Annotated in this window: 25 protein-coding genes; 7 read left to right on the plus strand and 18 right to left on the minus strand. The window is 66.5% G+C overall.

The annotated features are described in order from the left end of the window. The first annotated feature begins 79 nt into the window (after positions 1 to 79). Positions 80 to 523 (plus strand): hypothetical protein, encoded by a 444-nt coding sequence (locus ACFC4D_RS09185; RefSeq protein ID WP_364632650.1) that lies wholly within the window; start codon positions 80 to 82, stop codon positions 521 to 523. Between the two features lie 49 nt (positions 524 to 572). Here the strand turns inward: ACFC4D_RS09185 and ACFC4D_RS09190 are convergent, their stop codons facing one another. Genes ACFC4D_RS09190 through ACFC4D_RS09200 form a run of 3 tightly spaced genes read right to left on the minus strand, consistent with a single transcriptional unit; the run spans position 573 to position 2,914 of the window. Beyond that, the gene (locus tag ACFC4D_RS09190; protein WP_376062333.1) at positions 573 to 1,226 is read right to left on the minus strand and encodes a L,D-transpeptidase; all 654 of its coding nucleotides are present in this window, start codon (positions 1,224 to 1,226) and stop codon (positions 573 to 575) included. A gap of 31 nt (positions 1,227 to 1,257) precedes the next feature. Then, positions 1,258 to 1,731 (minus strand): NUDIX domain-containing protein, encoded by a 474-nt coding sequence (locus ACFC4D_RS09195; protein WP_376062334.1) that lies wholly within the window; start codon positions 1,729 to 1,731, stop codon positions 1,258 to 1,260. A gap of 13 nt (positions 1,732 to 1,744) precedes the next feature. Beyond that, positions 1,745 to 2,914 carry a glycosyltransferase gene (locus ACFC4D_RS09200; protein ID WP_376062335.1) on the minus strand — a complete coding sequence of 390 codons (1,170 nt, stop codon included), beginning with the start codon at positions 2,912 to 2,914 and terminating at the stop codon, positions 1,745 to 1,747. Between the two features lie 61 nt (positions 2,915 to 2,975). Between ACFC4D_RS09200 and ACFC4D_RS09205 the strand changes: the two genes are divergently transcribed. Further along, on the plus strand, positions 2,976 to 3,614 hold the full coding sequence (locus ACFC4D_RS09205) for a TetR/AcrR family transcriptional regulator (RefSeq protein WP_376062336.1): 639 nt from the start codon (positions 2,976 to 2,978) through the stop codon (positions 3,612 to 3,614). Here the strand turns inward: ACFC4D_RS09205 and ACFC4D_RS09210 are convergent. The 8 genes from ACFC4D_RS09210 to tkt form a co-directional block, all read right to left on the minus strand. Continuing rightward, positions 3,608 to 4,027 carry a tautomerase family protein gene (locus tag ACFC4D_RS09210; protein WP_376062337.1) on the minus strand — a complete coding sequence of 140 codons (420 nt, stop codon included), beginning with the start codon at positions 4,025 to 4,027 and terminating at the stop codon, positions 3,608 to 3,610. The genes ACFC4D_RS09205 and ACFC4D_RS09210 overlap by 7 nt on opposite strands. Before the next feature lie 28 nt (positions 4,028 to 4,055). After that, entirely contained in the window at positions 4,056 to 4,757 is a 702-nt protein-coding gene (locus ACFC4D_RS09215; RefSeq protein WP_376062338.1) for an SDR family oxidoreductase, read from the minus strand. A 981-nt stretch (positions 4,758 to 5,738) separates the two neighbouring features. Continuing rightward, positions 5,739 to 6,551 (minus strand): CPBP family intramembrane glutamic endopeptidase, encoded by an 813-nt coding sequence (locus ACFC4D_RS09220; RefSeq protein WP_376062339.1) that lies wholly within the window; start codon positions 6,549 to 6,551, stop codon positions 5,739 to 5,741. A gap of 193 nt (positions 6,552 to 6,744) precedes the next feature. Continuing rightward, positions 6,745 to 7,479: a 6-phosphogluconolactonase gene (gene pgl, locus ACFC4D_RS09225; protein WP_364632668.1), complete on the minus strand. Its 735-nt coding sequence runs from the start codon at positions 7,477 to 7,479 to the stop codon at positions 6,745 to 6,747. Continuing rightward, positions 7,472 to 8,380, minus strand: a complete 909-nt coding sequence (gene opcA / locus ACFC4D_RS09230; protein WP_364632848.1) for a glucose-6-phosphate dehydrogenase assembly protein OpcA — start codon at positions 8,378 to 8,380, stop codon at positions 7,472 to 7,474. Before opcA ends, pgl begins: the two co-directional genes overlap by 8 nt. Then, positions 8,377 to 9,942, minus strand: coding sequence for a glucose-6-phosphate dehydrogenase (gene zwf, locus ACFC4D_RS09235; RefSeq protein WP_375953264.1), 1,566 nt, complete (start codon positions 9,940 to 9,942; stop codon positions 8,377 to 8,379). The genes opcA and zwf overlap by 4 nt, the downstream gene beginning before the upstream one ends. Before the next feature lie 2 nt (positions 9,943 to 9,944). Beyond that, entirely contained in the window at positions 9,945 to 11,078 is a 1,134-nt protein-coding gene (gene tal, locus ACFC4D_RS09240) for a transaldolase (protein WP_376062340.1), read from the minus strand. Positions 11,079 to 11,084: 6 nt separating this feature from the next. After that, positions 11,085 to 13,229 carry a transketolase gene (gene tkt, locus ACFC4D_RS09245; protein WP_375953263.1) on the minus strand — a complete coding sequence of 715 codons (2,145 nt, stop codon included), beginning with the start codon at positions 13,227 to 13,229 and terminating at the stop codon, positions 11,085 to 11,087. Between the two features lie 392 nt (positions 13,230 to 13,621). Here tkt and ACFC4D_RS09250 point away from each other — a divergent pair, with 392 nt between their 5' ends. After that, positions 13,622 to 14,608 (plus strand): heme o synthase, encoded by a 987-nt coding sequence (locus ACFC4D_RS09250; protein ID WP_375953261.1) that lies wholly within the window; start codon positions 13,622 to 13,624, stop codon positions 14,606 to 14,608. A 57-nt stretch (positions 14,609 to 14,665) separates the two neighbouring features. On the opposite strand, the gene ACFC4D_RS09255 is transcribed toward ACFC4D_RS09250, so the two are convergent. Beyond that, positions 14,666 to 15,235 (minus strand): hypothetical protein, encoded by a 570-nt coding sequence (locus tag ACFC4D_RS09255; protein WP_376062341.1) that lies wholly within the window; start codon positions 15,233 to 15,235, stop codon positions 14,666 to 14,668. Between the two features lie 131 nt (positions 15,236 to 15,366). Next, positions 15,367 to 16,059 carry an LppP/LprE family lipoprotein gene (locus ACFC4D_RS09260; protein WP_376062342.1) on the minus strand — a complete coding sequence of 231 codons (693 nt, stop codon included), beginning with the start codon at positions 16,057 to 16,059 and terminating at the stop codon, positions 15,367 to 15,369. 399 nt (positions 16,060 to 16,458) lie between these two features. Between ACFC4D_RS09260 and ACFC4D_RS09265 the strand changes: the two genes are divergently transcribed. Beyond that, positions 16,459 to 16,761 (plus strand): hypothetical protein, encoded by a 303-nt coding sequence (locus tag ACFC4D_RS09265; protein ID WP_376062343.1) that lies wholly within the window; start codon positions 16,459 to 16,461, stop codon positions 16,759 to 16,761. Here ACFC4D_RS09265 and ACFC4D_RS09270 read toward each other — a convergent pair whose 3' ends face one another. Further along, positions 16,762 to 17,472 (minus strand): MerR family transcriptional regulator, encoded by a 711-nt coding sequence (locus tag ACFC4D_RS09270; protein WP_376062344.1) that lies wholly within the window; start codon positions 17,470 to 17,472, stop codon positions 16,762 to 16,764. Positions 17,473 to 17,534: 62 nt separating this feature from the next. Here ACFC4D_RS09270 and ACFC4D_RS09275 point away from each other — a divergent pair, with 62 nt between their 5' ends. Both ACFC4D_RS09275 and ACFC4D_RS09280 read left to right on the plus strand, forming a co-directional pair. After that, the gene (locus ACFC4D_RS09275; protein ID WP_376062345.1) at positions 17,535 to 17,999 is read left to right on the plus strand and encodes a DUF6194 family protein; all 465 of its coding nucleotides are present in this window, start codon (positions 17,535 to 17,537) and stop codon (positions 17,997 to 17,999) included. An 82-nt stretch (positions 18,000 to 18,081) separates the two neighbouring features. Then, positions 18,082 to 18,591, plus strand: a complete 510-nt coding sequence (locus tag ACFC4D_RS09280; protein ID WP_376062346.1) for an HD domain-containing protein — start codon at positions 18,082 to 18,084, stop codon at positions 18,589 to 18,591. Positions 18,592 to 18,627: 36 nt separating this feature from the next. On the opposite strand, the gene ACFC4D_RS09285 is transcribed toward ACFC4D_RS09280, so the two are convergent. The 3 genes from ACFC4D_RS09285 to ACFC4D_RS09295 all read right to left on the minus strand — a co-directional run bounded on the left by ACFC4D_RS09285 (position 18,628) and on the right by ACFC4D_RS09295 (position 22,458). Then, positions 18,628 to 19,080 carry a flavodoxin domain-containing protein gene (locus tag ACFC4D_RS09285; protein WP_376062347.1) on the minus strand — a complete coding sequence of 151 codons (453 nt, stop codon included), beginning with the start codon at positions 19,078 to 19,080 and terminating at the stop codon, positions 18,628 to 18,630. A gap of 62 nt (positions 19,081 to 19,142) precedes the next feature. Beyond that, positions 19,143 to 20,660, minus strand: coding sequence for a hypothetical protein (locus ACFC4D_RS09290; protein WP_376062348.1), 1,518 nt, complete (start codon positions 20,658 to 20,660; stop codon positions 19,143 to 19,145). A gap of 211 nt (positions 20,661 to 20,871) precedes the next feature. Next, a complete protein-coding gene (locus ACFC4D_RS09295; RefSeq protein ID WP_376062349.1) occupies positions 20,872 to 22,458 on the minus strand; it encodes an FAD-dependent monooxygenase in 1,587 nt (528 codons plus the stop codon). A 90-nt stretch (positions 22,459 to 22,548) separates the two neighbouring features. Here ACFC4D_RS09295 and ACFC4D_RS09300 point away from each other — a divergent pair, with 90 nt between their 5' ends. Next, a complete protein-coding gene (locus tag ACFC4D_RS09300; protein WP_376062350.1) occupies positions 22,549 to 23,154 on the plus strand; it encodes a TetR/AcrR family transcriptional regulator in 606 nt (201 codons plus the stop codon). 1 nt (position 23,155) lies between these two features. On the opposite strand, the gene ACFC4D_RS09305 is transcribed toward ACFC4D_RS09300, so the two are convergent. After that, the gene (locus ACFC4D_RS09305; RefSeq protein WP_375953240.1) at positions 23,156 to 24,121 is read right to left on the minus strand and encodes a quinone oxidoreductase; all 966 of its coding nucleotides are present in this window, start codon (positions 24,119 to 24,121) and stop codon (positions 23,156 to 23,158) included. Positions 24,122 to 24,180: the final 59 nt, after the last annotated feature.

The following is a 24,180-nucleotide window of genomic DNA, read 5'->3' on the forward strand; positions in this document are numbered from 1 at the left end:
CCGCCCTCGAATCCGGTACCCTGCCTCCGGTTCGATGATCTGTCCACGATTGGTCCGGAAATCCGAAAGACGGGGCACGATGAGCGGATTGGAAGTTTCGCGCGGCATAGCCGGTACGGCGGTCGCGGCAGCATGTCTGGCGGTGACGGTGGCCGTCATCGCACCGCAGGCGGGCGCGGCGGCGACGCCGAACCTGTCGGTCTCCATGTCGGGGGCGCCGATCGGGCCGGTCAAGGTGGCCTCGGTCGGCTGCGGGCAGACCGCGGTGGCCTCGGTGAAGATGGCGGACGGCACCCCGGTATCGCACGGGTTCGTCGAATTCACCAGCCACCTGCCGAATATGGGCGGCAATGTGGTGGGCACGGTGCCGGTCACCGACGGCACCGCCAGCATCTTCTGGGTTCCGGGTGTCGAGGGCACGCATACGGTGAGCGCGTTCTACTTCGACGATTCGTCGGATATGCGTCCCGCGGTCGGCCAGACCACCATCAACGCCGTGAACCTGAACGGTATGTGCGTCTGATTCGTACGACGGTTGCTCCGGCCCGAGTCACTGTGGGCCGGAGCGCTTTTCAACTCGCGTACAGGCCGATCACCGGTTTCCGGGACGGTTGCAGGGTGGCGAGCAGGGTGCGCACCACATCCTCCGAGACGGCCACGCAACCCGCCGTCGGCCTGCCGACGTCACCGTGTACGAAGAAGGCCGAACCCGCGCCGGGCAGCGCCGGAGAACGGTTGTAATCGATGACCAGCGCGTGGTTGTACTGCGGCTCCGTGCGCCCCAGGTTTTCACTCAGCGAGGTGTCGAACGGGCAGTCCGGGGAGGCGCAGCGGAAGCTCCGGTTGTACAGCGGACTTTCCACATCCGAGACCCACCACCAGGTATTGGATCGGTCGATCGCGATGTAGGGCAGCCGCGCCGCCGGATCCGGAATGCGGCCGAATCCCTCGGTCAATGCGAAAGTGCCCTTCGGAGTGAAGGACCGGCCCTCCGCGGCGAGTTCGGAGATCCCCTCCGCCCCGACCCACGCGGGCGTCGCAAAGCTGCGCTTCCAGTCCCGCAGGCGATTTCGCTGCCACAACTCCAGGGTTCCGCGCGCTTCACCGGCAGGGGCGGTCACCCACACCACCTGGGTGCCGGGGATCGAATCCGGATCGAATGGCGGCTTGTCCGTAGTGACGCGCGGCAAAAGCGCAACGCCGAGCCCAACGACGAATACCGCCATGATCCACCGCCCTGCTGTTCGAACGCCGATATCAGCCAATCTCACTCGAGTCCCCGGCTGTATCGGCCGTCGATGTCCAGCCTGACACGCTGAAATGCTCACCGCGCCGAAACAGATCCAATCCGGCATTTGTATAGGGGACCGTGTCCGGTGGAATCTCATCGAACCCGAACCAGCGCAGATCGGAGCACTTGTCCGGTTCGGCATTGAAGGGTTCACCGGACCAGCGATCGGCGTGAAAGAAGAATCCGACGCGGGCCTGCCCATCGGGCGGGAGATAGTGCACCGTGGCCGCCATGCGAATGTCCTTGCGGCGGAGTCCTATACCGATCTCCTCGGCCGCCTCGCGAATCATCCCGGCTTCCAGATCCTCACCGGATTCCAGCTTGCCGGACGGCAGATTCCACAATCCGTCCGAATAGCCGGTATTCGTCCGCCGCGCGAGCAGCACCTCATTGCCGCGCGTCAGAATGAGCAGGACATCGACGTAGCTCGTATACGGCACAGGGCATCTCCGTTCACGGCGCGGCTCGGGGGTCGAGCGCGAAGCGGTGCAGTAGCTCATCGACCGCCGCGGCCGGTGCGGGCATACGGGCAATCTCCGAGCGAATGCGTTCGGCGGCACTACGATACGCGTCCCCGGTAAGCAGCAGGCTAACTCCCTCGGCAACGGCGGCCGGGGTGATGCGGTCCGGCGGCAGCACGCGCGCCGCGCCCGCCTGGCGGACGGCGGCGGCCGTGGGGAATTGGTCCGCACCGCGCGGGGACAGCAGCAGGGGGATGCCGTGCGTGAGGGCGGCCAGGGTGGTGCCCGCGCCGGCGTGGCAGAGCACCGCGTCGCAACGGGGGAGCAGGGCGGACAGTGACAACCATTGCGCGACATGAATATTGCCGGGTTGCGGGCCGATCGCCGCGGGGTCCGTATCGCTGCCGAGAGTCACGATGATGTCCGCGTCGAGGTGGGCGAGTCCTTCCAGTAGCGGTCCGAAGGCCGCGGGCTGATTGAAGATCGGCACGGTGCCCAGTGATACGTAGACCACCGGCCGATCGCCCAGTCGGGTTGCCCAGTCCGGGAGTTCGTCATCTTCGTTTCCCGGGACCGCCGGGCGGATCGGCATTGCGATCCGCTGTGCGGGGCCGAGATCGGATTGCAGGCTGGCGGGGACCGGATCGATATAGCCGTGCCGGTACAGGCCCGCGTATTCATCGGGTTCGAGACCGGATGAATGCCACAGCGGGGCAACCCATTCCGCCATCGCGGTGATCAAGTCGGGTTCGAGGAGCAGGCCGGTGCCGTACGTGACCGACGCGATGCCGAGTTCGGCCGCCAACAGCGGTGCGGCCAGATCCACCGGTGCGTGCACGATCAGATCGGGGGCGAATCCCCGTGCGATCTGGCGTAATTCGGGCAGTTTCGCCGGTGCCATGACGCGGCTGAACATCACCGCGCCGATGCGCCACGGCTGCGTCCCGGCGCTGAACTCCGGCAGGGTCACCGCCTGCGCCGCGGCGTCCGGTGCGTTCGGGCCCGCCTGCGCCGCCGGTAATCCGGCCGCTTCGACGCGGGGAATCAATTGCGGTGCGGTCGCCACCAGTATGTTGTGCCCGCGGGCGCGCAATGCTCGCGCCAGCGGGACCACGGGCGCGAAGACGCCTTCCATCGGAGTTGTCGAACAGAGCACTCGCATATCGCCGAACCTCCCTCAGCTATAGTGCGCTATATAGTGAACTATAGATAGGATGGTAGGCATGTCAACCGCTCCCGCTCGCGGCGGTCGCCGTGCTCAGACGCGTCGTCGCATTGCCGAGGCCGCGGCCGCGCTGTTCGCCGAGCGCGGGTACGCGGCAACCACGCTGCAAGCCATCGCCGATGCCGCGGGCGTACACGTGCAGACCATTTACCAGGCGTTCGGTACGAAGGTCGCGGTGCTGGCCGAGACTGCGGCGGTGCTGGTCGCCGGGCCCGATGAGGAGTCCTCGACGCCGCCGCCGGAGCGCAAATGGGTTCGGGAGCTCTTCGCCGAGCCCGATCCGGTCCGGCAGTTGTTCCTCTATGCCGTGCACATGCGGACTGTTTCCGAGCGGTACATGTCGCTGCTCGATGTCATGCGGGTAACCGCCGCGGTGGATCCCGAGGTGGGGGCCTTCCTGACCACCGCCGAACGCGGCCGGTATGACGGTCCCGCCCACATCACACCCGAACTGGCCGCCAAAGGCGCTCTGCGCCACGATCTCACCGCCGAGCGTGCGGCGGACATCATGTACGCGCTCACCGCCTATGACGTCTACCGCTCGCTCATGGTCGACCGCGGCTGGTCTGCCACCGATACCGAACGGTGGGTGGCGGAAACCCTGGCCTTGGCGCTGCTGGCTCCCGCCGCTCAGTAGGGAAGTGGCTTATTCGCCTCGACCCAGCCGCGCTCGATATCGGTACCGGGGAGCGGCGGGAACTGGCCCGCGATCATCCAGGTGTCTCGCGGGACTTCCGTGACGTTGAATTCGAGGTGCAGGCCGCGATCCTGGGTGTACGGGGCGATCAGGGCGTGCAGGCGTTCGGTCATTCGCTTGCGCATTTCGGGATCGTCGAGTTGGCGCGCCAGATGGTCGATGGTGATGCGCACCGCCGGAATCGCTTGGCCGCCAACGTAGAAGGAGTCGGCCGGGATCTCGTGGAACAGCACCACCGCGTAGAACTCCGGCAGCCCGAACCGCGCGTAATAGTCGGTGATGTCCTTGGCGAAGCTCTGCTTGTCTTCCGCCGTGAAGGTGTCGGCGGGATGATGGATATGCCACAGCGGCATGATGAATTCCTTTGAACGAAGGGGAATTTCAGCGACTGAACGGCAATGCGAGGCCCTCGACCGGCCCGGTCAGCGAAGCCTTGACGCTCCTGGTGAACTCATCCACCAGCACCTCCGCCGCACCCTGCTCCAGCCCATCGGCCACCGCCCCCGCCACTTCCGCCGGACTGATCTTCGGCGCACTGATCGCCTTCACCATGTCGGTATCGGCGAACCCCAAATGCACCCCCAGCACCTGAGTTCCCTGCCCCGCCAGCTCGATTCGCAGCGAATTGGTGATCGACCACAGCGCCGCCTTCGACGCCCCGTACGCTCCCGCCCCCGAACTCCACGACAGCACCGAATGAATATCCACCAGCGCCCCACCCCCGTTCGCCGCGAGTATCGGCGCGAACGCCCTGGCAATCAGCAACGGCCCGAAAACGTTCGTCTCGAACGTCTCCAACACATCCCCCATCTCCCCGCGCAACAGCGATCCCGACCGCAAAACCCCCGCATTATTCACCACAATCCCCACATCCCCCGCCCGATCCGCCACCGCCGCAACCGAATCCGGATCGGTAACCTCCAACTCCACCGCCACAACCCGCGAATCCTCACTAACCTCCGGCTTCCTGGCGGTCACATACACCTTCGCCGCCCCCCGCTCCAAAAACTCCCGCGCGAACGCCCGCCCCAACCCCCGCTGCCCGCCGGTAACCAATACGTTCGCACCCTCAATCGCGGTCATGTTCGCCTCTCTCATCCCTTCGAAACCATCTGACTATATAAAACTATAGCCATCTAGGGTGCGCAGCGCACCTGTTTCCTTTCGAGTGGATCAGGAGCGTGGCAGATCCAGCGTCCCGAACCGATGCGCGGCCCAGATGCGCCGCGATCGATCCTCGGGGTAGGTCCGCCGGCTGGCTGGACGTTGTAGACGCGGGTGGCGCGTGCGCGCGCGAATCGACACGCCGGCGCCTTGCCGAATCTACCGATGCCCCACCATGGCCCGTGCCCTGGCTACGTCGCCCCGACCTCACCGCTATTCGATGGTGAGATTCGCACGCACACAAACGAATCCGGTGAACCGACGACGCTGCCAGCTTTCAGCCGCGCACACAAAGGGTGACCGGACTCGGGAACAAGCAGTTCAGCGCATTCCCCAGATCCTGCGCACTCCCGCTCACGAACGGCGCACTACTCCCGGCCAACAGCCCAGCCAACGAATGTGCACTCCCGGACAGCGCCCCTCCTCCCGACCCCGTAACCGCCTGCGCGGAACCCAAATTCACCGGAACATCCGCGGACCCCAACGGCAGCGCGGACGCCGACCCCGCGCCGACGGCGGAAAGTGCTGCGGCACAGGCAAGAACGGTCAAACTCTTCTTCATCATGGACTGCGACGGTAGTGAACATGACTGTCATTCGGTCGCCCCCATTTGCTTGGGCGGGAAGACTGCGGGCAGCCAAGGTTTGGTGTCGGACCTATGCGGGATGCTGTGTGGCATGGGTGTGGGTGATGGGCGGGCGGAGCCGCCTCGGTTGGCGGGGGAGTTGATTGTGCGGTTGGTGGAGGCTCATTTTCGGGGGTCGGCGCATTTGCCGATGTGTCATGCGGAGGATGTGTTGCCGTTGTTGCGGGGAGATGATCGCGAGTATCGGGCTGCGGCGGCGTTGTTTGAGGCTGGGAAGGTGTTCTATCCGTTGGGGTATGAGTCCTGAGGGTGGGTTAGGGGTGGGCGCGGGTTGAGTGGAAGTGGTAGGTGGTTACGGCTGCGGCGGTGATGGCGGCTGCGACCGCGGTGAAGATGACTTGGGGGTGGTCGAGGGTGTTGTCGCCCGCGAGGAGGCAGGAGGCGATGTTGATGAGCCAGTGGCCTACTGCTGCGATCAGGACTCTTTGGCTGAAGGTGCCGGTGCTGAGGTAGCCGAGGATGGTGGCGAAGGCGAGGACGCCTGTGAAGAAGCAGAGGGCGGTTAGCGGGCCTGCGGTGAAGGCTTGGACGTGCCATAGGGCCCAGGTGGTTCCGGTGGTCAGGATTGCCGCGAATTTGGTCAGGCGGGATTCGAGGAGGGGTTGCATGAGGCCGCGCCAGCCGGTTTCCTCGCCGAATGCGCCGATCAGCTGGAGGGGGATGAAGATGGCGAAAGGTACGCCGCCTACCGGGGCGGGGCCTACCGGGGCGGTGTTCGTGAGCAGGGCGGCTGCGGTGATGAGTAGGTAGAAGAGTGTGCAGGCTGTTACTGCCGCCAGTAGGTTTTTGGTCAGTTGGCGGGAGGAGGTCGCCGGGGGGAGTGCGGCGGTGATGGTTTTTCTGAATAGGAGCCAGGTTGTCAGTGCGCCCAGGGCGGGGGCGAACTGGACCAGGGACAGGGCGGCGGGGTCTATGCGCGAATGAGGTTGTGCCGCAAGTAGAGCAACTGAGGCGGTGAGGGTCGCGAGGATGTAGATACCCAGGGCGGACCATAGCTTTGCGGCCGTTGGTGATCGCGGAACGCGGGCGGGGCCGGGGTTCGCGTTGCTGATACCGGTGGGGCTCACAGGCATCACCCTGGCAGGCGATATCCCATTGAGGGATCACCCTGGAGTACTGGATTTCGGGTGTGAACAGGGGGCGCGACGCGAAAGCCGAGTCACCCTAAGGGGACTCGGCTTTCGCGGGGCTATCGATCGACATCCACTGTCAGGAGTCGCTTCGTCCGAAGACGACCCGGCTACCGGTTGACGGCTGCCGTCAGCGGGGGAGATCCGCCGCGGCGGCTTCGTCGAGCAGCCAGGTGGTGGACTCGGTGCCGATGGCACCGGCCGCCGGGATGTCCAGGGGGGACGCGCCGTTCAAGGCTGCGGCTACCGCCGCGGCTTTGGCCTCACCCGCGGTGATGATCATGACGTGCCGGGACTTGCGGATGGCAGGCAGCGTCAGGGTGATGCGGGCCGCCGGGGGCTTGGGCGAATGGGTTTCCGCCACAACGAGATCGTGCTCCTCGCGGGTGGCGGCGGTATGCGGGAAGAGCGAGTTGATATGGCCCTCACCGCCCATGCCGAGCAGGTGGAGGTCGAAGGCCCCGTGTTCGGCGAGGTGCGCGTGCACGGTGGCCGAGTACTCGCCGGTGGCTTCGAGAATGTCCGGGTAGTCGCCACTCGAGGTCTCGGTGGGGTGCACGCGGGACGGATCCACGGGGACATGGTCCAGGAGCGCCTCGCGGGCCTGCAGGTCATTGCGCTCGGGATCGCCGGTGGGGACGAAACGCTCATCGCCCCAGAAGATGTCGAGCTTCGACCAGTCGATGTCACCGGGAGCCTTGCGCACCCATTCCAGCAGCCCGATACCGGTACCGCCGCCGGTGAGGATCACCGAGGCGGACCCGCGCAGGCGCTGCGCCTCGACAACCTGAACCACGAAACGCGCGGCGGCAGCCTGAACGAGTTCGTCGGGCCCGCTGAAGGTTTCGACGGTGGGCTTACTCATAGGTCACCTTCTCGATTCCGGTCAGCGCCTCGGCGTAGATCTCATCGGCGTCGAGGTGGCGCAGTTCCTCGGCGAGGCAGTCACGAGTTTCCCTGCGCGCCAAAGCGAATCGCTGATCGGGTTCGCCGGTGCGGGTCAGGGTGGCGGTACGCCCGTGTTGCGGGCGGGCGATGGAGATCGACACCGAGGATCGGCGCATCTCCACCTTCAGCTCACCGGTCTTGCGCACCACCGGGCAATCCAGCCGGGCGGCCAGCCAACCCGCGAGCATGTCCAGCGCGGGCTCATCGCGCAGACCCGAAATCGTCACGGACTCAACGGCTTCGAACGGCGCTTCATCGAGTGCCGCCGCCAGCAGCGCCCGCCAGTAGGTGATCCGGCTCCACGCCAGATCGGTATCGCCGGTCGCGTACGAATCGCGACGCTTCTTGATCGTCTCCTGCGGATCCGCCGCGAACGTCGCATCGGTGATGCGCCGAGTCGCCAAGCGCCCCACCGAATCCTTGGACGGGAACTCCGGGGCCCCGCGCGGCCACCACGCCACCACGGGGGTGTCGGGCAGCAGGAACGGCACCACCACACTGCTCTCGTGCGCCACCAGATCACCCTGCAACCGCAGCACGATCACCTCGGCCGCACCGGCATCCCCGCCGACTCGGATCTGAGCGTCCAAGCGCGTGCCCGCATTGCGGTCACCGCGTGCGAGAACTATTACCCGGCAAGGATGTTCACGCGAGGCGTCATTGGCCGCATCGATCGCGTCCTCGGCCTCGGAGCTGTCCAGGGTGCACACCACCAGGGTCAGCACCCGCCCCACGGTGACCACGCCATTGGCCTCGCGCAGCTGAATCAGCCGCTTGGACACCTCGCGGGTATCGGTATCGGGCATATCGATGATCACGGTCGCCGCCATTCCCGCCCGCTGCGCGCGAGCATCTCGTCAGCGGATTCCGGGCCCCAGGTCCCGGCCTCGTACGGATCCGGTTTCCCGGTCGACGCCCAATGGTCGAGCACGGGATCCAGTATGTTCCAGGACAATTCGACTTCCTCATTGACCGGGAAGAGCGACGGAACACCCAGCAGCACATCGAGAATCAGCCGCTCGTACGCCTCGGGGGAGTCCTCGGTGAAGGCTTCGCCGTAGCTGAAGTCCATATTCACATCACGGACCTCCATGCTGGACCCGGGCACCTTGGACCCGAATCGCATGGTGATGCCCTCATCCGGCTGCACCCGAATCACCAGGGCGTTCTGCCCGAGCTCCTCGGTCATGGTCTGATCGAACGGCAGATGCGGTGCGCGCTTGAACACCACCGCGATCTCGGTGACGCGGCGGCCCAGGCGTTTTCCGGTGCGCAGATAGAACGGCACCCCCGCCCAGCGCCGCGTCTCCACGGCCAGGGTGATTGCCGCATAGGTCTCGGTGCGCGAATTCGGGTCGAAACCCTCCTCCTGCAACAGCCCCACCACGGGTTCACTGCCCTGCCACCCGGAGGTGTACTGCCCGCGCGCGGTCGTCTCGTCGAGCGGCTCAGCGAGTTTCGTCGCCGAGAGCACCTTGATCTTCTCGATCTGCAATTGCTTGGGCTGGAAGGACACCGGCTCTTCCATCGCCGTCAGCGCCAGCAGCTGCAGCAGATGGTTCTGGATCACATCGCGGGCCGCGCCGATACCGTCGTAATAGCCTGCGCGCCCGCCCAATCCGATGTCCTCGGCCATGGTGATCTGCACATGGTCGACGTAATTGGCATTCCAGATCGGATCCCACAGCTGGTTCGCGAAGCGCAGCGCCAGAATATTCTGCACCGTCTCCTTGCCCAGGTAGTGGTCGATGCGGAAGACCGACGACTCCGGGAACACCCGATTGACCAGCGCGTTGAGATCGCGCGCACTCTCCAGATCGTGCCCGAACGGCTTCTCGATCACCACGCGCCGCCAGGCCGGAGCCTGTTCGGTCTGCGCCGGATTCGGTTGCGCCAGACCGTTCTTGGAGAGCCCATCCAGCACAATCGGGAACTCGGTCGGCGGAATCGCCAGGTAGAAGGCGTGATTGCCGCCCGTCCCGCGATCCCGATCGAGATCCTTGAGCGTGGTGGCCAGCCGATGGAAGGCGGCGTCGTCCTCGAAAGTGCCTTGGACGAACCGCAATCCCTCGCGCAGCTGCTCCCACACTTCCTCGCGGAAGGGTGTGCGCGCCGACGAGCTGACCGAATCCTTCACCAGGGTCGCGAATTCCTCATCGGAGAAATCGCGCCGGGCGAACCCGACCAGGGCGAAACCGGGGGGCAACAGCCCCCGGTTCGCCAGGTCATAGATGGCCGGCAGCAGTTTGCGCCGCGACAGGTCACCGGTCACCCCGAAAATCACCATGCTGCACGGTCCGGCGATGCGGGGAACCCGGCTGTCCCGCCCATCGCGGAGCGGGTTCCCCTTCGTGACCGTTGTCGCCGCGCGGGCTGTCACCGTCAGTTTCCTCCGGCTACCTGGAGCTGCTCGGTCGTGGCGACCAGCAGTTCCTCCCAGGACTTCACGAATTTGTCGACGCCCTCGACCTCGAGCACACCGAATACCTCGTCCAGGTTGACGCCGGCGGCGGCGACCTGATCGAAGATCTCCTGTGCGGCCGGACCGGTGCCGGACAGCGTGTCCCCGGTGATCTCGGCATGATCGGCGGCGGCCTGCAGCGTCTTCTCCGGCAGCGTGTTCACCGTGTTCGGACCCACCAGCTCGGTCACGTACATGGTGTCCGGGTAGTCCGGGTTCTTCACACCGGTCGAGGCCCACAGCGCCCGCTGTGCGTTCGCGCCACCGGAGGCCCGCAGCCGCGCGTACACCGAAGTGTGTGCGCCACCGTCGAAGACATCCTGGTAGGCGGCATAGGCCAAGCGCGCGTTGGCGATTCCGGCCTTACCGCGCAGCGCCAGCGCCTCCTCGGTGCCGATGGCCTCGAGGCGCTTGTCGATCTCGGAGTCCACGCGGGACACGAAGAACGAAGCGACGGAATGGATCTTGGCCAGATCGTGCCCGGCGGTCAGCGCGTTGGTCAGACCGTCCAGGTACGCGCCCATGACCGCGCGGTACCGCTCGACCGAGAAGATCAGCGTCACATTCACGCTGATGCCCTCGGAGATCACCCGCGTGATGGCCGGAATACCGGCCTCGGTCGCCGGAATCTTGATGAGCAGGTTCGGCCGGTCGACGATCTTCCACAGCTCGATGGCCTGCGCCACCGTGCCGTCGGTGTCGAACGCCAGGCGCGGATCGACCTCGATGGAGACGCGGCCGTCCTTACCGTTCGAGGCCGCGAACACGTCGGCGAAGATATCGCAGGCCGCGCGCACGTCATCGGTGGTGATGGTGCGAATCGCGGAATCCACATCGGCGCCGCGGGCGGCGAGCTCGCGCACCTGAGCGTCGTAATCGTGGCCCTGCGACAGCGCGCCCTGGAAGATGGTCGGGTTCGTGGTGACACCGACGACACTGCGGGTATCGATCAGGTCCTGGAGGTTCCCGGACTTGATGCGATCACGCGAGAGATCGTCGAGCCACACCGAGACCCCGGCGGCCGACAGGGCCGCGAGGTTGGTGTTCTGAGTCATGGTGGCTTATCCCTTCACCTTGGTGAGCGAGCGGTTGGCGGCGTCGACCACAGCTTCGGTGGTGATGCCGAACTCGCGGAACAGCGTCTTGTAATCGGCGGAGGCGCCGAAGTGCTCGATGGACACGTTCTCACCGGCGTCACCGGTGAATCGGTGCCACGGCATCGCGATCCCGGCCTCGACCGTGACCCGTGCGCGCACCGACGGCGGCAGCACCTGATCCCGGTAGGCCTGATCCTGCGCGTCGAACCACTCCACACACGGCATGGACACCACGCGGGTGCCGACACCCTGCGCCTCGAGCGTAGCGCGGGCTTCGACCGCGAGCTGGAGTTCCGAACCGGTGGCGATCAGGATCACCTGCGGTGTGGCGGTGGATGATTCGGCCAGCACGTAACCGCCCTTGGCGACACCCTCGTACGAGGTGCCCTCCTGGATCGGCAGATCCTGACGGGTCAGCGCCAGCGCGGACGGACCGTCCTGATGCGGGGCATCGGCGGGCACGAAATGCGAATGCCGTTCGGCGGAGTCACGTTCCAGGATGGTGCGCCAGGCGTACGCGGTCTCATTGGCGTCACCCGGGCGCACCACGTTCAGGCCCGGGATGGCGCGCAGCGCGGCCAGATGCTCGATCGGCTGATGCGTGGGACCGTCCTCGCCCAGGCCGATGGAATCGTGCGTCCACACGTAGGTGACCGGGGTGCGCATGAGCGCGCCCAGGCGCACCGCGGGGCGCATGTAATCGGAGAACACCAGGAAGGTGCCGCCGTACGGACGCGTGGGACCGTGCAGCGCAATGCCATTGAGAATCGAGCCCATGGCGTGCTCGCGGACACCGAAGTGCAGCGTGCGGCCGTACGGGTTGGCCTTCCACATACCGGTGGAGATGTCCTCCGGGCCGAAGCTCGGGGTGTTCGGCATGGTGGTGTTGTTGGACTCGGCGAGGTCGGCCGAACCGCCCCACAGTTCCGGCAGCACCGGCGCGAGCGCGGCGAGCACCGCACCGGACGCCTTACGGGTGGCCATACCCTTCGGATCGGCGGGCCACGACGGCAGCGTCTCGGCCCAGCCCTGCGGCAGCGCGCGGGTCTGCAGGCGATCGAAGAGCGCCTTGTTCTCCGGGTTGGCCGCGGCCCACGCGTCGAACTGATCCTGCCAAGCGGCCTTGGCGGCCTTGGCACGATCGGCGACCTGGCTGCGAGTGTGCGCTATGACCGACTCGTCGACCTCGAAGTTCTGCTCCGGGTCGAAACCCAGCACCTTCTTGGTGGCGGCGACCTCGTCCTTGCCCAGCGCCGCGCCGTGCGCGCCACCGGTGTTCATCTTGGTCGGAGCCGGGAAGCCGATGATGGTGCGCAGCACGATGATCGACGGCTTATCGGTCACGGCCTGCGCGGCGGTGACTGCCTCTTCGATACCGGTCACATTCTCGCCGCCCTCGACGACCTGCACATGCCAGTCGTAGGCGCGGTAGCGCGCGGCCACATCCTCGGTGAACGCGATGCGGGTGTCATCCTCGATGGAGATGCGGTTGTCGTCGTAGAAGACGATCAGATTGCCCAGCTGCTGGGTGCCCGCGAGCGAGGACGCCTCGGAGGTGACGCCCTCTTCCAGATCGCCGTCGGAGGCGATGACGTAGATGAAGTGATCGAACGCGCTCTCGCCCTGTGCCGCAGCCGGATCGAACAGGCCGCGCTCACGCCGCGACGCCATCGACATGCCGACCGCCGACGCCAGACCCTGACCCAGCGGACCGGTGGTGATCTCCACACCGTTGGTGTGCCGGTACTCGGGGTGGCCCGGGGTCAGCGAACCCCACTTGCGCAGGTTCACCAGGTCATCGAGCTCGAGACCGAAACCGGCGAGGTACAGCTGGACGTACTGGGTGAGGCTGGAGTGGCCGCAGGACAGCACGAAACGGTCGCGCCCCACCCACTCCGGATCACTCGGATCGATGCGCATCACACGCTGAAACAGCGTGTACGCCAACGGCGCCAGGCTCATTGCGGTACCGGGATGGCCGTTTCCGGCGTTCTGCACCGCATCGGCGGCGAGGACACGGGCCGTGTCAACGGCCCTGGTGTCCACTTCGGACCAGTCGGTGGGGTGATGCGGCTGCGTGAGGGCGCGGATGTCGTCTGTGACTGACACGACCGAGGTTCTCCTGACCTTCTCGTGAACACTGAGGTTGTCGGCGGGCTCGCTGGCGGGGGCGTGCGCGATGCGCCGACTCAATCATCCGACAGCGCACCGGACTAGCCACCACCCTAGAGGTGGCGGTTTCCGCTCCACGCGGGAACCCGCGTTCACCGGCCGACGTGTCGACGTTCGTGTCCTCGCGCGGACCCTTTCGTGATGCCCCGTAGACCCGATTTCGAACCGGTTTCGGTGCGTCCGGGCCGGACCTGGGCGAGAGCACGGTCGGCGTGGGTCTACCATGCTCTGTAGTAGTAGCCGCGCCGGCACAGTCATGTCTCCAAGGGGGATAGCAGAGCGCGCTGCTTTCCAGACCGGATCAAGTGCACGGCGTGCGAGGAGAAACAGTGCGGATTGGGCAACAGCCGGGTGGCGCTCACGGCTCCTCCGGGACGGTGCTGGCCGACCGCGTCACGGGTAGTGGACCGCTCGCCGCGGGCACCCGGCGGGTGCTGGCGTATATCGCGCTCACCAAGCCCCGGGTGATCGAGTTGTTGCTGGTGGCAACGATTCCCACCATGCTGCTGGCCGACCGCGGGCACGCGGATCTGCGGCTCATCCTGGCCACGCTGTTCGGCGGGTGGATGGGCGCGGCCTCGGCCAACACGCTGAACTGCGTGGCGGACGCCGATATCGACAAGGTGATGAAGCGGACCTCCAAGCGTCCGCTGGCGCGCGAGGCCGTGCCGACGCGCAATGCCGCGGTCTTCGGCATCGTGCTCGGGCTCGGGTCGTTCGCGTGGCTGTGGTGGCAGGCGAACCTGCTCAGCGGTGTGCTGGTGGTGGCGACGATTCTGTTCTACGTCTTCGTCTACACCCTGGGGCTCAAGCGGCGCACCTCACAGAATGTGATCTGGGGCGGCGCGGCCGGATGTATGCCCGCGCTCGTGGGCTGGTCCGCGGTCACCGGCAATATCGGCTGGCCCGCCATTGTGCTGTTCCTGATCATCTTCTTCTGGACGCCGCCGCACACCTGGGCGCTCGCCATGCGCTACAAGGAGGATTACAAGGCGGCCGGCGTGCCGATGCTGCCGGTGGTGGCCACCGAGCAGGTCGTCACCAAGCAGATCGTCATCTACACCTGGTTGACGGTGCTGGCGACGCTGGCACTGGTTCCGGCGGCCGGAGCTATCTACGCGGCCGTGGCCATCGCGGCGGGCGCGTGGTTCCTGCTGATGGCGCACCAGCTCTACTCCGGCGTGCGCCGCGGCGAGCCGGTGAAGCCGCTGCGCCTGTTCCTCCAGTCGAACAACTACCTCGCCGTGGTCTTCTGCGGCTTGGCGGTCGACTCGGTCATGGGCTGGAACACCCTGGGCCACATCGCCTTCGGCTGACCCGCGACACTTCGAAACATCACCGCCGCCGGACCCCGTGTCCGGCGGCGGTTTTCGTTATTCGACGGCCTGGCGCTCGGCGACCGAAGTGAGGTATTTCAGTTCGGCTTTGAGTTCGGCGACCTCGGCGGCGCGCTCATCGCGGACCTCCTCCTGCTCGCGCAGACTGATCCGCAGGCTCTCGATCACATCGTTCACCGTGCTCAGCTTGCGGTCGGCTCCCGCCAGCAGCCATTCCACGACATCGCGCCGATCGACCTCGCCACTGACATCCGACACCCACCGCACCGCGTACTCCACCCACTCCTGCGGCTTGGGCATCTTCTCCTCATCCCACCCCTTGCGCAGCGCGGTCTTGGTGGACAGGATCTTCTCCCCGTCCCCGCCCTTGACCAGCGAATTCACATGCACCAGGCTGATTTTCCCCGCACTGGTCACCACCACCAGAAGCCGATACTTCCCCGCCAAATGCATCCGCAACTCCGCGGCCCCCCGCCCATCGGCGTCCATGGCCCCCAGCCACGGCCCCTCCGCCGCCTCGATAATCGACTCCAAAATCCCCAACTGCCCGATCCCCCTGCGCAACCGCGTCGCCCGCCTGCGCAAATCCTCGGGCGTATCTCTCATCTGATCCCAGTGCATAGCACCCGCTCTCTCCTCACCAGCCCCAAAACCTGCACCAATGAAGATATATGCGGATTGCCTCTCAACCCGACAGCGACGGCTGCCGGGTACCGGAGACCAACGATGCGGGTGCGCTACTTCGGCGGGAACTGGCCGTTGGCTTGGACCGTGGTGCCGCTGAGGGTGAAGGTCACCGTGCTGGGGCCGCCTTCGGGGCAGCAGAGGGCTTCGTTGCCCTTGAGCCAGCGGTAGTCGACGGAGACGGCGGTGCGGGTTTTGCCGGTGACGCTGGTGTAGCCGTAGGGCTGGGAGGTGGCGGTGCCGAGGTAGGTGCCGTTGGTGAAGAAGAGGATGTGGGTGTAGGGGTGGATATTGCCTGAGGTGGCTACCAGGTAGGACAGGACGCCGGTGCAGCCGTCCGCTATCGCGTCGTTGCTGCCCGATTCGACCTGCCAGGGGCCGGAAGCGGTTGCGGCGAGGCGGTTCAGGGATGTGTTGGCGAGTGCGGAGTTGACGTCGAAGCAGAGGCCGTGGCCGCTGCCGTTCGGGGCGGCGACGGTGGTCGCGGGCGGGTTGTTGGGTGCGGGGCTTTCGGTGATGGCGGTGCCGGGCGCGGTTTCGGTGCTGACGGGGGTCTGCTGACCGGGTTGCGTGCCGGGCTGTTGGGACTGGTCGGCCGGTTGGGTCGCCTTGGTGGGCTGGGTCGCCGCGGAGGTGGAGGCCGAACGGGAGGTGGAGCTCGCACCGCCGGAGTCCGTTGTGGTGGAACCGCATCCGCTCAGCAGCAACGCCAGTCCAGCGGCGAGTACGGCCGTGGTGGTTTTCATGTGATCCCCTCGAAGTTGGTCCGGCAATCATCCGGAGAACAGCGTCCTCGCCGCATATGCCAACCCTGCCGGTGGCATTCGGATCGTGATCTCGATTATCGGGAGAACTACTTGGTCATCGGACCGGCTACTTGTCCTGTTATCCGCAGGACCCCGGCGGGTCTGCCCAAAGATCCTGCGCCCCAAGAAATATGGGCATCACGAGGAGTTACGGCGACCACCCGGCAACGGCAGTTGAACGCTTAGTTGGGAACCACCTGGTCTGCGATTCCCTTCCGCCGGAACCCGACTCGCCGCAGCAGGAGTACACCCGTAGCAAACACCATGAGGGACAATGCGTTATCCAGCGGCGTGACCGAAACCAGTGACCGATGAGGGTTGGGAACCGAAACCTTGGGCGTGACGTACGAACAGGCGCGGCAGACCATTCGGGCGTTCTTCGAGTCCGATTGGCGTTGGGGCACATTCTGTCTCGACGACCGGACCATCACCGAAAACGATGAGATGTACGTGTTCAACGTGGGAGCGCGCGAATACCTAGTCGAACGGGACCGCGCCTACGCCATCCTCGCCGGTATGCCGGTGGTCTACAAGGCGGACGGCCGCCTGGGCGCGTGCGCGTCCTCGCAGGTGGCCACCGACTCCACGGTCCGCTCCCGCCCCAACCCCAATCCGACCCTGACGATCACCGTCGAACCCTGATCAGGAGGCTGTGAGCAGGGCGTGGAGTTCCGCCGCGCCCGTCATCAAGGCTCTGGACCGTGCCCGGATATTCGCTTCCCGGGCATCCAGACCTGTGAGCACATCATCGCGGCGGAGTGCGCCGCGTAGCTCCGGCATCAATCCCCGCAACAGCGTGATCCCGTATCCGGCCAGTCGCAGCTGATGCACGATCCGGGCCGCCCGCACGTCCTCCGGGGAGTAGATGCGCGCCCTGGTGCTGCCCCGCCCCGGACTCACCAATCCCATTGCGTCCCAATGCCGCAGCGTCGACGGCCGAATCCCCAGCGCATCGGCCAACTCGGAGATCGTCATCGCATCCGAGTCGCGCACCTGCGCGACCGGCTCCGCGCTTATAAACCGGACGGCCGCCTTGGCAGTGGCAAGATCCCGCCGCTCCCGATCGAGCCCGGCATGCGCCGCATCCAGCAACTCCAGCAATGTCACCTCGGGATCCGCATGCGCCGCTCGCATGATCCGTTTCGCCTCGACCGGCCCCGTCCCCGCCGCGAGCGCTCGATACGCTCGCGCCGACAGCACATGCGACCGGTCATAAACCCGATACCCGGCCGCAGTTCGCCCCGCAGGCGGCAACACACCGTCACGTTCGAGATTCCGCACCTGCTGTACGGAATACCCCGCCAGCCGCCCCACCTCCGCAGTGCGCAACACCCCCGAGTGGAGACCTGTCACGCAGTCACCTGCCCATTCTCGGCGAAACCCTCCACAAGCACATGAATGTAACGCTATAACCCATGACCATCGACCAACTCATCACCCTCCTGGATTCCCTACCCGGCACCCTGCGCCTGTCACCCACCCCCGGCGACCCCGCCTACCCCGAAATCTCCTGGGGCGACTCCTTCGTCTACTACGCCCCCAACGCCGAAATCCCCACCGCAACCCAACCCTTCGCAACCATCGTCACCAAGGACTACCCCGACGACAATTCCTCGAACCTGAACCGCCCCAACACCTTCCGCCTCAACATCCACGCGGGCAAGGACGCCTTCACCACCCACCTCGGCTACCCACCACGTGAGTCATCCGCCCACCCCACCGACCCGAGCGCCCTCGACACCCTCATCCCACACCCCACCTACGCGGGCGCGGGCTGGCTCGCGGTCCTCAACCCCGGCCCCCGAACCGAACCCGTGATCGACGAACTGCTGCGAATGGCATACGACCGAGCCCGCGCCCGATACGCCCGGAATCGCTGATCTGCGCACGGGCGAGTTCGTGTGCACCCCAGTTGTTTTCGTCGCCAGTGCCGGGTTGATCGTGGTGTGGCACGGTGGGCCCATGGAGAATGATTCGAGATCTGACGCTCAGGCGTTCGCTGCGAAGGCGCATGGCGGGCAGTTGTATGGGGTGCGGCCGTATACCTATCACCTGGCTGCTGTCGGGGCGGTGCTGCGTGAATTCGGGGTCACTGATCCGGAGTTCGGGGCGGCGGCGTGGCTGCATGACGTGGTGGAGGATACCGGGGTCGGGATCGAGGAGGTCGAAGCCGAATTCGGGGTGCGGGTGGCGGGGTTGGTGTGGGCGGTTACGGGGGTGGGGGAGACGCGTAAGGAGCGGAATGTCAACGCTTACGGGAAGATTCGGGCTACGCCCGAGGCGGTGAAGCTGAAGTTGGCTGATCGGATTTCTAATGTGAGGGCGTCGGTCGCGAGTGAGCCGCGGTTGTTGGAGATGTACAGGGGTGAGTACGCCGGATTCCGGGAGCAGTTGCATGGACTGCTCGCGGAGGATCCGGTGGTGCGGGAGATGTGGGGGCGGTTGGATGAATTGCTCGGCTGGACAGACTGATTCGAGCAGAGCGTAACCGGGCGATCCCAGTAGGGCTCAGGTGTTCAGCAGAGCGGGGATCGGGAGGGTGTTGGCCCAGTCGCGGGCCATGTCCTTGGGGCGGATATCGGTTGAGGAGTCGTGGCGGGCGTGCTCGCCGATCTGGATCGCGCCGAGGGCGGTGAGCTTTTCGGCGGCTATCTCGCCACCGCGGTTGAAGGTGTCGCCGTAGATGATGTCGCCGAGGCCGAAGACGGCGAAGCGCAGGCCGGTCAGGTCGGGGACGGTGGCGTCGAGGGTGTTGAAGAAGGGTTCGGCGCCGGTGGGGAGTTCACCGTCGCCGTAGGTGGAGCAGACGATGATGTGGAAGTCGGCGACGTCGAGATCAGCCGGGTCGAAATCGGTCATATCGTAGACCGAGACATCATGGCTGGTCAGCTCGTCCGCGATGGCTTCCGCGGCGTTCTCGGCCGTGCCCATTTCGGATCCGAACAGAATGACTACGCGCACGCAAAGACTCCCTTCAATGTATGTAAGCCAAGCCTAACCTACATTGAAGGGCGGGAGGGTTGTCAGCAACCCGGCTGCATCGGGAAGCACGGGGGAGCGATGGTGGTCTTGGGGATGGTCGGGTCGGTGGTGGTGGTCGCGCCGCCGCTGCTGCTCGACGGGCGATGCACCGCGGAGGTCTGCTGGCCGGGGGCGGGTTTCTCATCGGTGTGGGTGGTGCGGCCGGTGCACATGGCGGCCACCGCCAGCACCAGCACCACCAGAATCAGCCCGAGCAATACCGGAAGATCCTTGCGGCGGCGCGGACGCTGCGCCACCTGACCCTGGTTCTGCTGATTCGGCCAGAGCGGGAAGCCGGGGGCCGCCGGTTGCGATGGTGCGGCGGAATAGCTTGCCTGCGGATGGGATTCGACCGGCGGCGGGCCCTGCTGAACCTGTTGCTGACGCGGCGGTGGATTGCCTTGCGGGCCGACGGGCTGCGGCGGCCTGGGCTGTTGCGGCGGCGGACCCTGCGGTGCGCCCTGCGGGACATTGGGGCGCGGTTCGTGGGGTTCGGAGGATCCCGTGACGGCACGATAGGCGGCCGCCGCCGCAGCGGCTCCCGCGACACCCGCGCCAGCCGCGGCGACCTTGCCCGCGCGCGAGGACCGCTGCGCGGGTTCGGCGGCTCCCGGACCGCTCGGCGCACCGGATTCGCCACTCGCACCGGCTGTTCCGGCGGCCGCCGCACCTGCCGCCGCGCTCGCACCCGCCGCCGCGCCCGCACCCGCCGCCGCACCGCGCCCGCCCGGCTGGTCGGCCGGACCGCCTTCGCGGGACCCTGATCCGGAAGTGCCGGAGCCACTGACCGATTGGATGCCGGACGCTCCGGCGACACGCTTCGGCAGTGCCGCCGGAGCCTCGGTCTGCACCGGCACCGAGGGCACCACGACCGTCGGCGCGGCCGACATCGGCAGCGCCGAACTGCGCGCCGATTCCGGTGGCGGGAACCCCTCCGATACGAGATCGGAATACGTTGCGGCGGCGGCGAATCCGAGCGCCCCGAGCGCCTGGCCCACCTGTGCGGCATCCCAGGACGGCGTCGCGCCCTCGGCGATCGTGGTGAAGTAGCTGCGCAGCGACGACGGCCCGTCCCCGATGAGGACGTCGATACCCGGTGGGAGCGTCCCCTTTTCGAGCTTCACCCGGCTGCCCAACTGCGGCACCAGCAGCACCAGCCCGCTGACGGGAACATTCTCCCGTCCGGGCGCGGAACGGAGCTGACGGGCCAGATCCATCGTCTGCCGCCGCACCCGTTCGAGCGGATCGGCGTCACCGTCGATGGGCGCGGGTTTGCCGTCGATCGTCCAGGGTTCGCCCTCGGCGCAGGTGAGTGTTCCGGTGACGCGTTCGGCGAAGGCGTGTACGCCCAGCACCACACTGGTCTGCGGCGTCCACACCACGATATCGGCGTCCTGGCATTGCACGATCGCGATTCCGGGTACCGCGTGCGGACCGCTCCAGGATTTGAGCCAGTTCACCACGGTGCGTTCGGTGCCCGACAGCCGCGACGGGTCGTCGTTGCGGACCTTCACCAACATCCAAGACCACCTCTGACCGATGCCTTCACCTGCCGGCCGCCCGAACGGTCGCCGCGACTACCTTACGGTGTTCCGCCAGGGGGTCGCGATGAATCGTCTTGCGCGGCAGCAAGATCATTCTGCACGGTTCCCGATGTTGTCGCTCCCGGGGCGGCCTACCGGCTGGTTCCGGACCAATCCGACCAACCGCCCGGGATGTCCGCGGTATGGCTCACCGGTTCAGCGTCGCGACATAACCATCGGGCCGAATCAGCACCCGCGCACCCTCGGATACGCCGTATGCGCGGTAGGCGTGACCATCCGGATCGACCAGCTCCACGCCGGTATCGGCGCACGCGGATGAAAGCCCGAACCGATTTCCGGGGACGATAGCCCGCTTGTCCGGCGCGGCCTCGCCGTGATCGGGCCGCGTCACGACCACGGTCCGCGCCCGAATGCCGAACGCCGCGAGCGTGCCGGTCTCGGCCGTGCTCGCACCCCCGTCCGCCGCATCCGAGTTCGCCCCGTGCGCGCCACTGCCGAACACCAGCAGCGTCGCGTGTGGTCCCCGGAAGACCTCGAACAGACTGATCGCACGCCCGTCCGCATCGATCAGCGGCGCGTCCGGCGCGCGATCCCCGGCGACGAGATCGGCCCGGACCAGACCTCCGGACTCATTGCCCGCGACCACATCCCGATAACTGATATCGAGCTGCTGTGTGCCCTCGCGGTCCATGGCATCGGGATCGCCCTGCACGGTCTTCTCCAGCAGTGCCGCGCTCAAACCCAGCACCCGCGCCGCCACCGAACGCCGCTCGGTCTCATAGGAATCCAGCAGCGCCTCGGTTTCAGCCCCTGGATTGTGCAGTGCCGCAGCGAGTTTCCAGCCCAGATTGAACGCATCCTGGACGCCGGTGTTCAGTCCCTGCCCGCCGGTCGGCGGGTGCACGTGCGCGGCATCACCCGCGATGAACACGCGGCCGATTCGGAAGCGTTCGGCCAGGCGGATATTCGGCCGCCACACGGTCGACCAGCTCAGCTCGGACAGCACCAGATCCGTGCGCCCGGACCGCGCTTCCAGCAGCTTCTGCAAGGCCGCCAGATCGGTATCCGAGTCCTGTTCCAGGGGCGCGCCGAACTGGAACTTGCGCCCGCCGGGCAGCGGCGTCATGGCGATGCCGTTCATCGGATTCGCCGCATCGGCGAACCAGTACCCGAACTCGTGATCGAGTGCGTCGGCCCGCACATCGCCGAGCAGCATGCGAATCGACTCATCGGTGGTGCCCTCGAACGCGATCCCGAGCGCCTTGCGCACGGTGCTCTTGCCGCCGTCCGCGCCCACCAGATAGTCCGCCCGCACGGTCTCGGTCACGCCGTCGTGCGCCAGTGTCACGCTCACCCCGTCGGCATCGGCCGCGAAATCGACCACGCCCGTACCGAGTTCGACCCGCACCCCGAATTCGGCCAGCCGATCGCGCAGCAGTCCCTCGGTATCGGACTGCCCCAGCACCCACGGATTCGGATGCGGCACATCGGGAGTGGCCTCCCGGATCGGCGTCATGCGCCGCTCCATCACGAATTCCCCGCCCACGTGCACCCGCATCAGCGGCTGCGGCATTCCGGCCGCCAGCACGGCGTCCAGCACGCCCAGATCGTCGAAGACCTCGAGCGTGCGCGGCTGGATGCCGTCCCCGCGCGATCCGTCGAAGAAGGTTTCGGCGTGGTCGACGATGCGGACCGCGACCCCGCGGCGCGCCAGATCGATGGCGAGGGTGAGGCCGGTCGGACCGGCTCCGGCGATGAGTACCTGCGTTGACATCGCAACTCCAATTACTGAATCTAGATTCACTGAATGTGGATTCAGTATTGTGGATGGTAGTTTCCGCTGTCAAGGAGGTGGTCGAAGAACATGGCAGGGCGACGTCAGGAACGGTCGACCGAGACCGAGCAGGCGCTCAAGGCGGCGGCGCGCCGCGTATTCGCCGAACGCGGATACCTCAACACCAAGATCACCGACATCACCGCGGCGGCCGGTCGCGCGGCGGGCTCCTTCTACAACCACTTCGCGAGCAAGGAAGAGCTACTCCAGTCCCTGCTGAAAGACCTTGCGGTGGAAGGGGATTCCTCGGCGGAGGCGCCCGGGCACAAATCGGATTTCACCGATCCCGAGGCGGTCCGGTACCACGTCGAGCAGTACTGGAATTTCGCCCGGCGCAATTGGCCGGTACTGCGCGCCATGAATCAGGCGGCGCTGGTCAACGAGCAATTCGCGCAGATGGTGGCCGGTTACGGCGCGGAACAGCGCGCCGATATCGCCGACCACCTGGATGGGTTCCCCGCCGCCGGGCTGAAACTGCCCGGCAGCGTCGACGCCAGCCTCGCCATGATGTTCATGGCGACCACGGGCGTATTGCAGGCCATCGAGGAGGGTGGCCTGGAACTGACCGATGAACAGGCCGTCGATTCGCTGACCCTGTTCATCTATCGCGGCCTCACCGGCCGCGATATGCCCTGACTCAGGGCAGTAGCACGACCGATCCGGTCGTCTTGCGTGCCTCCAGATCCCGATGCGCCTGCTCGGCATGGGCCAGCGGATAGCTCGCCCCGACACGCACATTCAGTGATCCGTCGGCGATGGCGTTCATGATATCGCCTGAGCGCCACAGCAATTCGGCGCGATCGCGGACGTAGTGCGCCAGCGTCGGCCGCGTCACGAACAGTGATCCGGCCGGATTGAGCCGTTGCAGATCGAACGGCGGCACCGGCCCGCTGGCCGCCCCGTACAGCGCCAGCATGCCGCGCACCCGCACCGAGGCCAGACTGGCCTCGAAGGTGCTCTTGCCGACGCCGTCATAGGCGGCCGCCACGCCCACCCCGGCTGTGAGTTCCCTTACCCGCGCGGCGATCTCGTCGTCATAGCGCAGCACCTCGGCCGCCCCCGCGTCCCGGGACAGCTTCTCCTTGTCATCGGTCGACACGGTGGTGATCACCCGCACCCCGCGATGGGCCAGCAACTGCGTCAGGATCAGCCCGACACCGCCCGCCCCGGCGTGCACGAGCACGGTCTCATCCGGCTCCGGCTTGTAGATCGACTCGATCAGATAGTGCGCCGTCATCCCCTGCAACAGCGCCGACGCCGCGACCGGCGCGGACACCCCCGCGGGCACCGGAACCGCGAATTCGGCTGACACCAGCACCTTTTCGGCATAGCTACCCGGAGCGGTCGCCCACGCCACCCGATCCCCGACCTGGAAATCGCTCACGCCCGCCCCGAGCGCGGTCACCACACCGGTGCCCTCGGCCCCCGGAATGTAGGGCAGCGGCGTGGGATAGAACCCGGTCCGGATATAGGTGTCGATGAAGTTCACACCGATCGCCTCGGTCTCCACCAGCAGCTGTCCCGGCCCGGCCTGCGGGTCCGGAACCTCGGTGAGCCGCAGTACTTCGGGACCGCCGTTTTCGGAAACCTGAATGGCGCGCATGAACCGTTTCTACACCCGCGCCACTGTGAGCTGTACGGCGGCTCATCGACTCCGTTTTA

It is taken from the genome of Nocardia sp. NPDC056000 (assembly GCF_042269265.1).
GTDB lineage: Bacteria > Actinomycetota > Actinomycetes > Mycobacteriales > Mycobacteriaceae > Nocardia.